This window comes from Paenibacillus sp. JT22N7 (assembly GCF_059383875.1).
Genome location: NZ_JBXENY010000003.1, coordinates 567,455 through 581,800, shown reverse-complemented (window position 1 = coordinate 581,800; position 14,346 = coordinate 567,455). Strand labels below are relative to the sequence as shown.

Below are 14,346 nucleotides of genomic sequence, written 5' to 3'. Positions count from 1 at the left end.
ATTGGATTTCGTACTAGATTAACCCGAATCGGGATGAGGAGAGTGCCAATAATGGAAGAAATGAAAGTTAAAATCAAGAAGTTTTTATCGCGGTTTTTCCGCAAGCATGAGCTTGGGGATGATGAGGATATTTTCGCATTAGGATTTGTCAATTCCCTGTTCGCGATGCAGCTGGTTATGTTTCTGGAGAAGGAATTTGCGCTTACTATCGATAGCCGTGACATGGATTTGGACAACTTCCGCACCATTAACCGGATGGTCAGTCTGATTCAAGAGAAAGCAGCGGTTGATCAGCAGTCTTCACAAGTATCGGGAGGTTAAGGATGAAAATTGAACTGACTCCAGAACAGGAAAATTGGCAAAATGAGTTCAGCGCGTTTGTTGATAGCGAGATGGTGCCGCTAGCTGATCTCAATGACAGCGAGGAGCGTATTCATCCAGATATGCTTAGGAAAATGGCAAAGGCTGGCTATCTGGGATCGATGCTGCCCAAAAAATACGGCGGTATGGAGCTGGACAACGTCACGCTAGGCATTCTTAACGAAGAGGCGGGTCGCGGCTGCTCGTCAGCAAGAAGCTTATTGACCGTTCACGGAATGGTGTCCCTTGCTATATTGCGCTGGGGAACAGAGCAGCAGCAGAGCAACTGGCTGCCGAAGCTTGCGACCGGCAGCGCATTGGCAGCATTTGGCCTAACGGAGCCAAACGCCGGCAGCGATGCCAAGAGTATTGAGACATCGGCCGAGTTAGACGGGGACGAATACGTATTGAATGGCCGCAAAAAATGGATTACGATCGCGCAAATTGCCGATCTGTTTCTCATCTTCGCCAAAGTGGGCGGCCAGCCAGCGGCATTCCTCGTTGAGCGGGAGCGAATCGGGGTATCGGTATTGCCCATGTCCGGCCTGCTCGGTGCAAGGGGATCTATGATTGCCGAAGTCGTGCTTTCCGACTGCCGAATTCCGCAAGAAAATTTGCTTGGCAAGCTCGGCATGGGACTGACGCATATCGCGCTTCCTTGTCTCGATTACGGCAGGTACACCATAGCGTGCGGTTGCGTCGGTTTGGCTCAGGCCTGTCTGGAGGCTTCTCTAGAATACGGCAGCACTAGAGTCCAATTTGGACGGCCGCTTCGGGACAATCAATTGATTCAGAAGATGATTGCAGAAATGGCCGTACAGGTGAAGGCGGCTAGAATGCTTTGTTATAAAGTCGGATATTTACGCGATAGCGGCGATCCCGACAGCATTATGGAAACGTGGACGGCCAAATATTTTGCTTCGACTATGCTGGGCAAAATCACCAGCGATACGGTGCAAATTCATGGTGCTAACGGCTGCCATAGCGGCTATCCGGTTGAACGCTATTTCCGCGATGCCAAAATTAATGAAATCATCGAGGGAACGTCGCAGATGCATGAAATGCTGATTGCAGAGCAGCAATTCGTGACCAGCCGCCGAGCAGAGCGGACAATGGCTCAAACAGCCAATTCATAAGGAGATGAGTGCCTGTGGCGTACAATGTTGAGGAGAAGAAGGATACGGCCAAGCGTAAAATCAAATGTGTCGTGTGGGATTTGGACCATACGATTTGGAACGGTATTTTAATGGAGGATACAACCGTTGAGCTGCGAAGCGATATTGTCAACGTCATCAAAACGCTGGATGAGCGAGGCATCCTGCAGTCCATTGCCAGCCGCAATGAGCATGAAGTGGCGATGGAGAAATTGAGAGAGCTCGGGATTGATCATTATTTCATCTACCCTCAAATCAGCTGGAACCGCAAATCTTCTTCGATTAAGACGATCGTCGAATCGATTAATATCGGGATGGATACGATTGCGTTTATCGATGATCAGCCGTTTGAGCGGGAGGAGGTCAGCTTCAACCATCCAGACGTCCTGTGCATAGATGCTGCGGAGACAGAAGGGCTGCTTGAAAGGCCGGAATTTAATCCAACCTTTGTTACCGAGGACTCCCGGAACCGCAGAAGCCTTTACATGAGCGATATCGTACGCAATGAAGTTGAAGCCAGCTTCGATGGCTCACAGGAGGAGTTTCTCGCTTCGCTAAGTATGGTATTTACGGTTTCCTCGGTTGAGGGAGACGATTTGAAGCGGGCGGAGGAGCTGACGGTAAGAACTCATCAGCTGAATGCAACGGGCTACACGTATTCCTATGAGGAATTGGATGCATTCCGCCATTCACCGAACCATAAGCTGTTTATTTCCGAATTGGAGGATAAATACGGCACGTACGGCAAGATCGGCTTAACGCTGCTTGAATGCAAGGATAATATTTGGACGCTGAAGCTGCTGTTAATGTCATGCCGTGTCATGTCCAGAGGCGTAGGCAGCGTCATGCTTCAATACATCGCCAGGATGGCGCATGATGCGGGAGCGGTATTGCGCGCTGAGTTCGTGCCTACTGACCGTAATCGCATGATGCTGCTTACGTATAAATTTGCTGGATTTAAGGAAGTGGAGGAGCGAGACGGACTGCTCATTTTCGAGCACGATGCTGCCCATCTGCAAAGCGCTCCAGACTATCTCACCTTAATCAGCCGTGTTGAATGAATGGATGAATAAACAAAACAGGTTCACGATGAACATCGGCTAGAGGGTATAGCTGAAGCAGGATAGCAGGTTAAGTGGTCGTGCGTGCCTGTTTACGGAAAAAATACGGCTAATATGATATTGGAGGAAGTAATAATGGAAAAAATGGCGTTTCTGTTCCCGGGTCAAGGCTCTCATTTTGTCGGCATGTCGAAAGGTCTTTATGACCAATATACGATCGTGAAGCAAACGTTCGAGGAAGCTAACGATGTGCTTGGCTATGATTTGGCTAAGCTTTGCTTTGAAGGCTCGCTTGCAGAGCTGTCCAAAGCAAAAAATGCCCAGCCTGCCATTCTCGTATCAAGCGTAGCCAGCTTCCGCGTTTATATGCAGGAGATTGGTATTGTTCCTCAATTTCTTGCCGGGCACAGCCTTGGCGAATATGCGGCGTTTACTTGCGCGGGAGCGATTCGTTTTTCCGATGCGGTGAAGCTGCTGCACGAACGGGGAAAAATGACCGACGAGGTTGCGTCAAGCGATGTTGGAGCCATGTCCATTATTGATGGCGTTGAGCGAAAGCTGGTTGTGGATGAGTGCAAAGCGATGGAGCAGGAGGGCCGTCAGGTTTGGGTGTCCTGCTATAATACGCCGAATCAAACCGCGATTTCCGGGGAAAGCGATGCGGTTATGGAACTAGAGGATAGGCTCGCGAATCATGGCGGGCTGGCAACGCCGCTGCTTGCGAGTGCACCGTTCCACTGCAGCTTCATGCAGCCGATGGCTGACCAATTATTGGACAAATTGTCCGGGCTGGAGTACGGTTTTTTCAAATATCCGGTCATTACGAACCGCAATGCCGAGCCGATGGCACATTCGGAGAAAGTAGCGCAAAATCTTGCGCTGCATTTAACTAGCCCGGTACAATGGGAACGTACGATGCAATATTTTAAACATAAAGGCGTTACACTTACGGTTGAAATGGGACCTAAAAATGTATTGACCAATATGGTGAAGGCGAACGTGGATGGAATTGAAGCGCTCTGCTATGGCACGAAGGAGGATCGCAAAAAAATCGAGCAAATTTTAGCCGCTTATCCGGGTCTAAGAAAGCATATCCCGACGATTATTACGCGAAGCCTGGCTGTCGCAGTAGCAACCCTTAACCAAAACTGGGATAATGAGGAGTACCAGGAGAAGGTTGTGAAGTCGTACCGCAAAATTCAGGAGATCCAGGATCGTCTTGAGGAGACAGGGGAGAAGCCATCTTTGGAACAAATGAGAACAGCGCTCGATTTGCTGAAAATCATTTTGGATACGAAGAAGGTTTCGGTAGAAGAGCAGACACGCTGGTTCCATCAAATTATTGACGAGACGGGCATGTATTATGAATTAAACGACTATCTTGCTCCTTCACGTCTAGCAGAAAAAATTTCCCGATAGGAGTTTATCCATGTTTGAGGTTTATATGCTGCGGCTGGATGAGAGGAAAGCTGCGGCGCTTTACCCCGTTATGCTGAAATACGTTTCAGAAAGCAAGCGGGAAGCTGTCCGCCGCTTTCGTCGGCCGATTGACGCTTATCGGTCGCTGACGGGTGAGATTTTGGCCCGTCTTGCGATTTGCAAGCGGTGGCAGCTGTCGAATAATGAGCTTTCTTTCTGCAAAAATGAGTTTGGCAAGCCGCTGCTAGATAACGCTACCATTGACTGCGAGTTTAATGTGTCACATTCCGGAGACTGGGTAGTCTGCGCCTTCGGCGACTGCCCGGTCGGAATTGATGTTGAGCTCATGAAGCCGCAAGACTTGTCGATTGCAGAGCGGTTCTTCGCTCCGGTTGAATATGAGATGCTGATGAGTTTGGCTGGAAGCCGCCAGCTCAGGTATTTTTACCAGTTGTGGACGTTAAAGGAAAGCTATATCAAGGCAGTAGGCAAAGGAATGTCGATTCCGCTTGACTCCTTCTCTTTCTTAATCAAGGAGGACGGTGAAGTGGCGGCAAGCCTTGAAGCAGGGGCGTCTGCCGCTTATTTTATGCAAACCTTTGCAGATGATGATCATGCGCTGGCACTATGCACCTTCCAGCAGACGGACCCCATCTTTAAAGAACTGGATTATGAGGAGCTGGAAAGCCTGCTTTCCATGCTCCAATAATCATTAACAGCTAGCTGCATAAAGGAATATAACCTTGCTTGGAGGAGATAGAGCTGATGCTGATGAAAGACCGTACCATTGTCGTATCAGGCGTTGCTAATGAGAAAAGTTTAGCGTGGGGAGTTGCTAAATCGCTTCATCGAGAAGGAGCAAGGCTTGTGTTTACTTACCGAAAGGATAAGTCTTTGCGTAAACTGACGAAGCTGCTTCAGGAGCACGGAATAGAGGCGGCAGCTGTTGTTCCATGCGATATACTGAATGATGCGAGCATTGAAGAGGCATTCAGCACCATTGGAGAACAGGTCGGGACGATTCATGGTCTCGTGCATTCTATCGCCTATGCGGATCAACTTCAAGGAGAATATATCGACACGACGAGAGAAGGCTACCTGCTGGCGCAAAACGCCAGCAGCTTTTCATTAGTGGCAATGGCTAAGCAGGCCCGCGGCCTAATGAAAGAGGGAGGCGCCATTGTGACGCAAACCTACATAGGATCTGGTCGTGTCGTGAAAAATTATAATGTCATGGGCGTTGCGAAGGCCGCGCTCGAAGCGAGCGTGCGCTACTTGGCTGAGGATTTAGGCAAGCATGGCATTCGTGTAAATGCCGTCTCGGCTGGACCGGTGCTCACATCGGCAGCTTCAGCGATTGCTGATTTTCAAGATAAGCTGACGGCCATGGAGCAGCAGGCGCCGCTTCGGCGCAATATTGACCAGAATGAAATAGGAGATGCGGCGATGTTTTTGCTAAGCGTCCTATCAAGAGGGGTTACAGGTGAAGTTCTCCATGTCGATGCAGGCTGCCATATTTTTTAGGGCAGCAGTCTGAAAGGGCCATTACACAGCGGATGGAGGCAGGTCATGTCAAGAAAAGCGCTTTACCTTCAGGAACCGGAAGTTAGCACGTACACCCCATACGGAATCTTGTTTTCCATCATAAGCGAACCGTTATGGCGGTGGGTATTCAATAACTTTATTCAAATCAGATATGCTTATTTATGGGAAATGTTCGCTTTTGACAATCACCATATCCTGCTCAAAATCTGTCCTGGCCTATCCTATAATCAGCTTCCTCAGGAAATAGTCATTGCCAAATGGGGAAAATCATTAAAGGATGTCATTATCGAGTCGATAGATCTTGGCTATTATGTACATATTTTCGTAGACCGGTATTATATATCCTTGACAGATTCGTACAAAAATGGTCATCATATGCATGAGCTATTAATTTACGGATATGATTTGGACAAGGATATGGCGCTTGTCGCAGACAACTTTGTGGAGCAGTTTATAAAGGCGGAATGCCCTTTTTCGGAGTTGGAGGAGGGTTATTGGTGTGCGTCCGATAAATACGATTTCTATACAGAAATTCGCTTTTTGAAGCGCAACACGGACTTTGAATGCCATATTAATATGGAACAAATTGCTGCTGGCATGCAAAATTATTTATACTCCAAACCTACGTTTGATTTGGTGGTGGAGCAGCCGTTCGAATTCGGATTTCAAGCGCTGCAGCGGCTTCTTACAGATCCACAGAATATGGATACCTCATCAGCTGAATATAGAAGATTTGACCTGCGTGCGTATCACCTGCTGTATGAGCACAAACTTTTAATGGAAAAGCGCCTTGCCTATTTAATGGATCATGGGCATATGCTATACGACCAGCGATTGCTAGACACTAGCGTGGATTTAAAGCAGCGGTACTTGTCCATGCGAAATTTAGTGATTAAATACAGATTTAAAGAGGACGAGAAGCTGTCCTGCAGCATCTACGCTAAGCTGCAGGACAATCTGGGGCGGGAGGAAGCCTTTATTTTAAGCTGTTTGGAGAAGATGAAAGCTTAGGCTATACCCCTATCAAAAAATGCTCAAGGCATCGACCTTGGCGTTTCCCGCGTATTATTGGCGCTGATTTCTCTGGTATCATAACCGAATGCGGATCGCAGGTGAAGAACTTCAAAGTAGGAGACGAGGTGCGAGCAGGGGAGTGTCATACCTGTCATTGAGCATGTTTTTCCACTTGCTCAAATAGCTGATGCTCATATACTGATTGAAGCTCATAAGGTACGAGGAAAAATTGTAATTAATAATGGAGACTAGCAAACCTCGTAGATTCAGGTCATACTATTTTTGAGGAGCATAGTCTCAAACCGATTTTTATGAATAAGGAGACCTATACAATGAAATATGAATTACAACATACATTTTGGCTTAATGAACCGAAAAAGTATGCCGTCGAACCTTATAAGGTTACAATTACAACGGAGCCGGGAACCGATTTTTGGCAGCGAACCTATTACGGTTTTCAAAATGATTCCGCCCCCGCTTTATTGCTGAAAACAGTCGAGCCTTACTTTTCATTTGTTGTGAAGACGGAGTTTAACAGTAAACATCGTTATGACCAGTGCGGCATTATCCTTTATCAGAACAGCGAAAACTGGTTTAAAGCGTCTATTGAATTTGAAAATGATGACTATCAACGGTTAGGAAGTGTCGTTACCAACCATGGGTTTTCGGATTGGGCGACAACGGACATCCCGGCAAATGTAAAGACGATGTACTACCGATTAAGCCGTCGTGAAAGTGATTATTGTATTGAAAATTCCTATGACGGAATCACTTATAAACAAATGCGTATCTTTCATATGTTCGAAGGCGGAGCAGAAATTCAATTTGGCGTATATGCCTGCAGTCCGGAGCAATCTTCTTTTGAGGCTGTTTTTAGCGAGCTTGAAATGACAGAATGCATGTGGAAGACGCATCAATAAAAGGGATAAAATTGCGGTACTTACTTGAAAAATGCCCCGAAATCCATAAGGATTCCGGGGCATTTTTGATGATTCGGACAAGCTTTTTTCAGTGCTCGTTTATATCAATTTGCGGGATAAGCTGGTTACCAACAAGACAACAGAAAGTCCCGCTGTTATAAGCCCAATGGTGTGCAGTCCGCTTGATGTAATCGCACCGCCGAAGGTAAGTCCCAGCAAGCTGGTGGATAAGATGCTCCCGATTGAACGAAATGTGACATATAAGCCGGAAGCAGCTCCGGTCTCTTGCGCTGGAGTTACAACGTATAAAGCAGTTTGCAGCCCCATATTGTTGAACCCATTAGGAATGCCAAGCATTGCATTAATCAGAACAATTATAAGGATAGAGCTGTTATCGCCCAAAAGCAGCAGAAGCAACGTACTGAGTACAAGAAGACCATTGCCAGCGATAATCGTTGTACGGTAGCCGAAACGCTTGTTGCACTTGACTGCCACGGAAGTCATGATTATACCTAGTCCAGCTAATGGCAGCATTAGCAAGCCGGTGGTTTTCGGATCAAAGCCTTTCACTTGACTGAGCCATAGCGGGATACAGAAGAATAGGGAATAGAATACAATATTCACTCCAATATACTGAAAATACACAGACCGCAATCGGCGGTTGGAAGTGAGCATCTGTAAGTTAAGAAACGGATTGGCTGCCCGCTTCTCCCATATCACAAGTGCAAGCATGGATATGATTGCGCAGCCAAGAAGCCACCATGACATTCCTTTTGACAAGGACAACAGAAACAACATTAGAGTAGTAAGCATGATCATAAAGAGAGTGATTCCCGGAATATCGATACGTGACCAAATGTTTGGTGTGGAGGCCGGGAAGGCATCTTCGCTGCTTGCTGCTTGCCGGTCTTGGTCTTTGGGCAGCCATAGTCGAGCAATAAATAATGTAGCCAATGCAATGGGAATGTTGATCCAGAAAATAGACGGCCAACCGACAGAACCGACAAGAATGCCTCCAAGTGTAGGGCCGAATGCAGCCATGACGTTAGCCATAATGGAGACAAGGGCTAACGCCGAGGAAATCCGGTCTGGATGATCCTGCTCATTGTGCTTTGCTGCGGTCGAGCGTAGCATGGACATGCCAGCAGGGAAAGCAACGGCACTGCCAAGTGCTTGCATCATTCTCAGCGCCAATAGCATGCCGAAATTTGATATCCATATTGCCAGCAGGCTGCTGATTACAACGAGTATAAGTCCACTCATGAAAATTTTTTTGGCTCCAAACAGATCGGATAGCTTGCCTGCAAGGGAGGGACCGACAGCTCCGGCTAAGTAAAAACTGGAAAGCAGCCAGGTGACCGTCGCCAAATTGACCTGAAACGCATTGCCAATCTGCAAAAGAGCAACGGCAATCATCGATGAATTAAGCGGATTGAGAAGTACGCCAAGCGCGACAACCCATGCAACCTTGCGGAGCATCTTATCTGGATTTTCAGTTGATCGTGAAGTGGGAAAAGCTAATTGCTGTGCCATGGGCGACCTCCAAAGTGCATTAGAATATTCCCAGTATAAATCAATATATTCATTATTAAAAATATATGAATTATTATATAATCATAATTAATTTTATATGAGTGAAAGGAGGGATGAGTGTGGATTTGATGCATCTCAAATATTTTCAAACCGTTGCCCGCAAAGAACATATGACAAAAGCGGCTAATCATTTAAATATGGCCCAGCCGGCACTCAGTATGATCATATCACGATTGGAGGATGATTTAGGTGTTGCTTTATTTGATCGGGTAGGCAGGAAAATTCGCCTCAATGAACAGGGCACGGCCTATTTAAAGAGAGTCAACATCGCCTTGGCCAGCTTGGAAGAGGGAAGAAGAGAAGTTACGGCGTTAGCTCATCGGGAGCAAAATAGAATTGCCCTTGCTGTTACTACGCTAAATCGGTTATCTAACGTGCTTTCTCCTTATTTAGCTCAATATCCAGACGCTAATTTTAGAATTACCCAGGCATCAACAGAGCAGGATAAAATGCTGCTGCTGGAACGCAATGAGATTGATTTTTTTCTCACAACCGAATTAATTAGCCGTGATGATATTAAACATGTTCCGCTAATTACGGAGAAGATCATGATTGCGGTGCCGCAAACGCATCGATTGGCAGGTGCTGTACGGATTTCACTCCATGAAGTAGCCCAGGAAGATTTTATTTCCCTCAAACAGGGATATTCCTTTAGAGAATTAATGGATGCCTGTTGCAAGGAAGCGGGTTTCATTCCTCGCACGATATGTGAAGGCGATGAACCAGCAGCCATTGCCAGTCTCATTCGTTCAGGATTAGGGATTGCCTTCCAGCCGGCAGGCTCTCGTGAAGAGTATTCCGACCTAACCTACATTGAAATTGAAAAACCATCATGCCAATTAACCTTTTATTTGGCATGGATGAAGGATCGGTACTTATCGCTTGCAGCGATAAACTTTCGTGAATATATCATTCAACATTTTAAAACCATGGCTTCTCAATGAGAGATACGAAGCAAGCTGAAAATCATGAAGCATTGTAGGTGGCGGCATACCGCCATATAACGAGATACCAGTGATATCAATGGCTGTACAGGCAATCAAACCTGTGCAGCCATTTTTTTAATCGAATAATGATGCATAAAAGAAGATAAGTGATTGAAAATACTTAATATATGATGTAAAACGCCTTATATAGTTGTTTGCGAGTGAACGCTCATCAGCAGGAATTTAGGGGGGATTGGCATGTTTCAAGAGGAGCGGTTAAACGCTATTATTGAGCATTTAAATCAGCATCAGCGAATCGATATTAAAGATATTTGTCAGCAATTCAATGTGTCACGCGATACCGCTCGCAGAGATTTATTAAAGATGGAGGAGTCTGGTCTCATCATCCGTACACATGGTGGAGCTATGCTGCCAGCAAAAGAAAAAGCGATTTATGAATATAAAGAGCGTCTGGTCAGAGAATCGGATGAGAAACGTGAGATCGGACATTTTGCTGCTTGCTGCATTAAACGGTTTTGCTTTTGGAATGACTCAAACGGTTATAGGGACGTTTCTGTTGGAATCATCTAATAATGGGGCTGTGATGATGAGTCGGCTAGAGGTTGCGTTTGGATTCGGAGCTTTGCTTATGCCCGTCATGTCGGGCTTATTAATAGCCAACGTTTCCTGGATATGGTCATTTGCTATCGTTATTGTGTTCGCCATAATAAACCTCATTCTTTGGAGCAAGAAGCCTGACAGCCCTAAATCACAGCAAACCCCAGCCCTACATGCTGAAGCACTCGATCAAACGGGCAAATAGCGATTTGCTATTTTAAAATATGCCTTTTTAATTTGCTTCGTATTTTTGTATGTCGGCATTGAAACCAGCTTAGTTAATTTTCTGCCGTCCATATTCGTTCAGCAATATCATTTGGATACTTCAGCAGCCACGCTTTCGGTTACCTTTTTTTGGATCGCCATGGTTGTTGGGCGAATTTTTTCCGGAGCAATTGCCGAGAAGTTCAACTATAACAGGTTTCTGGTCACTAGCACTTTAGGTGTCATTTTATTTCTTGTTGGTATGGCTCTAGTCAAAAATACGATCCTTGCGTTTATTATTGTTTTAATGCTTGGGCTATGTTTGTCTGGTATTTTTGCAGTCGTACTCGTCTTTGCCTTGCTGATGCTTGTTTTTTTACATCAAAATCGAAAAAGACATTCTTATTTGGAAATAAAAGAGTCCGATCTTGTCTGATGATAAGATTCGACTCTTTTTATTTTTCACCGATCAAATGTTGTGAAACCTCCATATTTCAGAGGCTGAAATAGCTATAAGTAGTCATTTTAAAAATTCGATGATTCGTTATGATAGCAGTTGAAACGGAATGAGGAGGAGGAGTGAAATGATTAGAAGGCTCAGATACGGTGCAGTGATAGGCGTCATTATAGGAGCTTTGATTGTGTCGGCATGTGGCCAATCAACCACTGGATTCAACACGAAGAACAACAATATTGAAGGAGAAAGGGTTCAAAATAGCGATGCAGAGACCCTCTACATGAAAAAATGCGTGACTTGTCATGGCACGGACTTGCAGGGCAGGGCGGGTCCGAACCTGCAAAGCGTTGGCAGCACATTAACGCAGGAAGAGATTGCTCGGATTGTCACGGACGGCCGAAAAGGTATGCCGAAGTTCGGAACAAAAATAACCGAAGCGGAAATTCAAAGCATTTCTAAATGGTTGTCGGAGCACAAATAATCAGCTCGGGTGAGTCCGGAAAAATTTCATTTAAAAGGCGGTCATTTTATTGAAGATCAATAAAAGAGCCAGATTTCACATAATGCAGCAGCAACGGTAGAAGAACAACCGTATGATGGGAGTAATTGGGGCTCCGTTTTCCAATGACTCGAATGAGCCTTTTGTAACTCTGTTTTCTTTCCCCACTTGGGTGATACAATCACTTTATACATCTGAATGCAAAAGAATCCAGGGGGAGCTTATGAATAAACGTAAAAAACGATTGTTGGATACAGCACTTGTGCTATTTGAGGAATATGGTGTAGCAAATACTTCGATTCAAATGATTTTGGACCAATCAGGCGTATCCAAAGGCACCTTTTACAAATTTTTCGGTTCCAAGGACGATTGTATCCTGGCGATTTTGGAACAACGTACACAGGAAGATATGATACTTCGAAAAGATCTGGAATCCTTGAGCTATGCCTCGGATTTCGACTTGCTCGTGGATCAACTTGTGGTTCCGATTACGATCCCGGAAAAGCAGCGTGTTCTTGAATTATTTTGGACAGGCTTATATTCAGGGGAGTTGGATTTGCAGCATCTGACTCGAATCCAGTTGGACTGGCTATCGGGACGGCTGACCCAAATATATGGAGAAGAATTAAAAGCCTATACCTTTGAAGGAGCCATTTTTTGTTTAGGCATGATCCATCAAATTTCCAATACATGGCGGAACTTCCGCCTCGAACAGCCGGATTGGAAAAATCTCGTACCCAAGTTGTTGAATTATGTCGAAATTTTGTTGAGAGCCATGCTAGAGAGGCATGAACATATGATTGATTCTGACAACCTTGCATTGATCAACCCCTTGTCCAAACCAATCGTGCTGGATAAAGCCAGCCTAGTGGCTGAACTTCAAACGTTCAGTCATTCCATTCATCAAGTGGAAGCAACCACCAAAGCTCAAGAACTTACAAAAGGACTTCTGTCGTTGGTTATAGATGCTGAGCTCAATATATCGATGTTGGAAGTAGTATTAAAAGCCTTTCAAATCGAATTTGAGTCCAGCGTCTATCAGAATGAAGCTAGAAAGATTGCCAATGAATGCTGGTGGTATATAGAGCAAAACAGACCACATTCGAAATGAGCTAAACGGATTAAACACAAAATTGAACTAGTCGTATAAAATAGATGCCTAAATACAGAGAATTCCCAAATAGTTCTTACGAATTATTCCAATAAAATGAACGAGTGGTATAATTATTATGTGATGTATTGAAGTGCTAAACAAGGCGTCTGAAAAATGGAATAATGAGTATGCTCTAGTTTGTGAATTTATGTAATTAATCTGGAGGTGGCATCTTTATGTACAAAGAAGTGATTGCGGTTCATGAAATTTCGCGGTTTCAGTCAAGATCGGAAGAATTTTTTCCACTCGAATGGTATCGGAAAATGCTGTCCGAACACCCTGTATATTATCATGAAGGCACTGACACTTGGAATGTCTTCAGGTATGACGATGTCAAGATGGTACTGAGCAAGCATGAGTATTTCTCAAGCGAAGGGTCTAGAACTACGGTTTTAGTTGGAGCGAAGAACAAGGAGGGGACGCCTCCGGATAAACTGAATGTTTCAAGCATAGACCCTCCGCGCCATCTCAAGAGCCGCTCCTTGTTATCCGCAGCTTTTACACCCCGCAGCTTAAAAAACTGGGAGCCTCGCATTAACAACATCGCAAAGCGGCTGGTAGAGGACATTGAACCAAATACGACGATTGATATCGTTCAGGCACTGGCAACTCCGCTGCCCGCAATGGTTATGGCTGATTTGCTGGGCATTCCTCTTACGGACAGCACCCTTTTTAAAGGATGGGTAGACATTTTGTTCCAGCCGGCCGGCGAGGAGAACGCAGAAGAGATTGAATTGAAAAAACAGGCAGCCGCACAGGAATATTATCAATTTTTATACCCTATGGTCGTTCATAAGCGGACACATCCTGGCGATGATATTATTTCGGATCTATTGAATGTAGAGGTAGACGGGGAAAGATTCACCGAAGACGAAGTGGTACGGACATCGATGCTTTTGCTCGGAGCAGGGATAGAAACTACGAGCCATACGATTTCCAGCATGTTCTATTCTTTTTTGCATGAAGGAAAACCGTTGTATGAGCAATTAAGAAAAGATCCGAATCTGGCTCCTCAAGCTGTTGAGGAAATGCTGCGTTATCGATTCCACTGCTCCAAACGACATCGTACGGTTAAGCAGGATAACAATCTATTAGGGGTCGATTTGAAAAAAGGCGACGTTGTCATCTCGTGGATGAGCGCGGCGAATATGGACGAGCGCATGTTTGAAAATCCGTTTGAGCTCAATATTCATCGTGCCAATAACAAAAAGCATTTAACCTTTGGCAATGGCCCTCACTTTTGTCTAGGTGCGCCTTTGGCAAGGATGGAGCTGAACATTGCCTTGAAGGCATTTGTGGAGAAGGTTTCTGGTATTGAAGCTGTTGAATCCTTTGACCTGGAGCATCACCTTACAACTTCCGCTGTAGGACAGTCGTTAACCCATTTGCCGATGAAGATCCTCTAAAGATAAAAGAGACCCAG

17 protein-coding genes and 1 pseudogene are annotated in these 14,346 nt (G+C 45.3%); 17 read left to right on the top strand and 1 reads right to left on the bottom strand.

Features of this window, described 5'->3' with window-relative positions:
* Positions 1-51 precede the first annotated feature (51 nt).
* The 10 genes and pseudogenes from AC50Y5_RS11090 (at position 52) to AC50Y5_RS11045 (ending at position 7,473) form a co-directional block, all read left to right on the top strand.
* Positions 52-321, top strand: coding sequence for an acyl carrier protein (locus AC50Y5_RS11090; RefSeq protein ID WP_046230893.1), 270 nt, complete (start codon positions 52-54; stop codon positions 319-321).
* 2 nt (positions 322-323) lie between these two features.
* The gene (locus AC50Y5_RS11085) at positions 324-1,496 is read left to right on the top strand and encodes an acyl-CoA dehydrogenase family protein (protein ID WP_494860519.1); all 1,173 of its coding nucleotides are present in this window, start codon (positions 324-326) and stop codon (positions 1,494-1,496) included.
* A gap of 14 nt (positions 1,497-1,510) precedes the next feature.
* Positions 1,511-2,575 (top strand): HAD-IIIC family phosphatase, encoded by a 1,065-nt coding sequence (locus AC50Y5_RS11080; RefSeq protein WP_494860517.1) that lies wholly within the window; start codon positions 1,511-1,513, stop codon positions 2,573-2,575.
* A 135-nt stretch (positions 2,576-2,710) separates the two neighbouring features.
* Positions 2,711-3,994: an ACP S-malonyltransferase gene (gene fabD / locus AC50Y5_RS11075; protein WP_494860515.1), complete on the top strand. Its 1,284-nt coding sequence runs from the start codon at positions 2,711-2,713 to the stop codon at positions 3,992-3,994.
* 10 nt (positions 3,995-4,004) lie between these two features.
* Complete coding sequence (locus tag AC50Y5_RS11070) at positions 4,005-4,703, top strand: 4'-phosphopantetheinyl transferase family protein (RefSeq protein ID WP_494860513.1); 699 nt, start codon at positions 4,005-4,007, stop codon at positions 4,701-4,703.
* A gap of 56 nt (positions 4,704-4,759) precedes the next feature.
* On the top strand, positions 4,760-5,518 hold the full coding sequence (fabI, locus tag AC50Y5_RS11065; protein ID WP_056040204.1) for an enoyl-ACP reductase FabI: 759 nt from the start codon (positions 4,760-4,762) through the stop codon (positions 5,516-5,518).
* A gap of 45 nt (positions 5,519-5,563) precedes the next feature.
* A complete protein-coding gene (locus AC50Y5_RS11060; protein ID WP_056040206.1) occupies positions 5,564-6,550 on the top strand; it encodes a cysteine peptidase family C39 domain-containing protein in 987 nt (328 codons plus the stop codon).
* Entirely contained in the window at positions 6,526-6,711 is a 186-nt protein-coding gene (locus tag AC50Y5_RS11055; protein WP_081419034.1) for an alcohol dehydrogenase catalytic domain-containing protein, read from the top strand. Before AC50Y5_RS11060 ends, AC50Y5_RS11055 begins: the two co-directional genes overlap by 25 nt.
* Positions 6,692-6,805: pseudogene (locus AC50Y5_RS11050) on the top strand (zinc-binding dehydrogenase); the annotation flags it as partial. The gene AC50Y5_RS11055 and the pseudogene AC50Y5_RS11050, both read left to right, overlap by 20 nt.
* 80 nt (positions 6,806-6,885) lie before the next feature.
* Entirely contained in the window at positions 6,886-7,473 is a 588-nt protein-coding gene (locus AC50Y5_RS11045; RefSeq protein ID WP_494860510.1) for a DUF1349 domain-containing protein, read from the top strand.
* Between the two features lie 99 nt (positions 7,474-7,572).
* Here AC50Y5_RS11045 and AC50Y5_RS11040 read toward each other — a convergent pair whose 3' ends face one another.
* Positions 7,573-9,006 carry an MFS transporter gene (locus tag AC50Y5_RS11040; RefSeq protein ID WP_494860508.1) on the bottom strand — a complete coding sequence of 478 codons (1,434 nt, stop codon included), beginning with the start codon at positions 9,004-9,006 and terminating at the stop codon, positions 7,573-7,575.
* Positions 9,007-9,119: 113 nt separating this feature from the next.
* Between AC50Y5_RS11040 and AC50Y5_RS11035 the strand changes: the two genes are divergently transcribed.
* The 7 genes from AC50Y5_RS11035 (at position 9,120) to AC50Y5_RS11005 (ending at position 14,329) form a co-directional block, all read left to right on the top strand.
* Positions 9,120-10,010, top strand: a complete 891-nt coding sequence (locus AC50Y5_RS11035; protein ID WP_494860507.1) for a LysR family transcriptional regulator — start codon at positions 9,120-9,122, stop codon at positions 10,008-10,010.
* Between the two features lie 240 nt (positions 10,011-10,250).
* Positions 10,251-10,583: a DeoR family transcriptional regulator gene (locus tag AC50Y5_RS11030; protein WP_081419002.1), complete on the top strand. Its 333-nt coding sequence runs from the start codon at positions 10,251-10,253 to the stop codon at positions 10,581-10,583.
* Complete coding sequence (locus AC50Y5_RS11025) at positions 10,480-10,815, top strand: MFS transporter (protein ID WP_494860504.1); 336 nt, start codon at positions 10,480-10,482, stop codon at positions 10,813-10,815. Before AC50Y5_RS11030 ends, AC50Y5_RS11025 begins: the two co-directional genes overlap by 104 nt.
* Positions 10,816-10,824: 9 nt before the next feature.
* Entirely contained in the window at positions 10,825-11,250 is a 426-nt protein-coding gene (locus AC50Y5_RS11020; RefSeq protein WP_081419004.1) for an MFS transporter, read from the top strand.
* A 148-nt stretch (positions 11,251-11,398) separates the two neighbouring features.
* The gene (locus AC50Y5_RS11015; protein ID WP_494860500.1) at positions 11,399-11,752 is read left to right on the top strand and encodes a c-type cytochrome; all 354 of its coding nucleotides are present in this window, start codon (positions 11,399-11,401) and stop codon (positions 11,750-11,752) included.
* Between the two features lie 241 nt (positions 11,753-11,993).
* The gene (locus AC50Y5_RS11010; protein WP_056040218.1) at positions 11,994-12,881 is read left to right on the top strand and encodes a TetR/AcrR family transcriptional regulator; all 888 of its coding nucleotides are present in this window, start codon (positions 11,994-11,996) and stop codon (positions 12,879-12,881) included.
* A 218-nt stretch (positions 12,882-13,099) separates the two neighbouring features.
* Positions 13,100-14,329: a cytochrome P450 gene (locus tag AC50Y5_RS11005; protein WP_494860498.1), complete on the top strand. Its 1,230-nt coding sequence runs from the start codon at positions 13,100-13,102 to the stop codon at positions 14,327-14,329.
* Positions 14,330-14,346 lie beyond the last annotated feature (17 nt).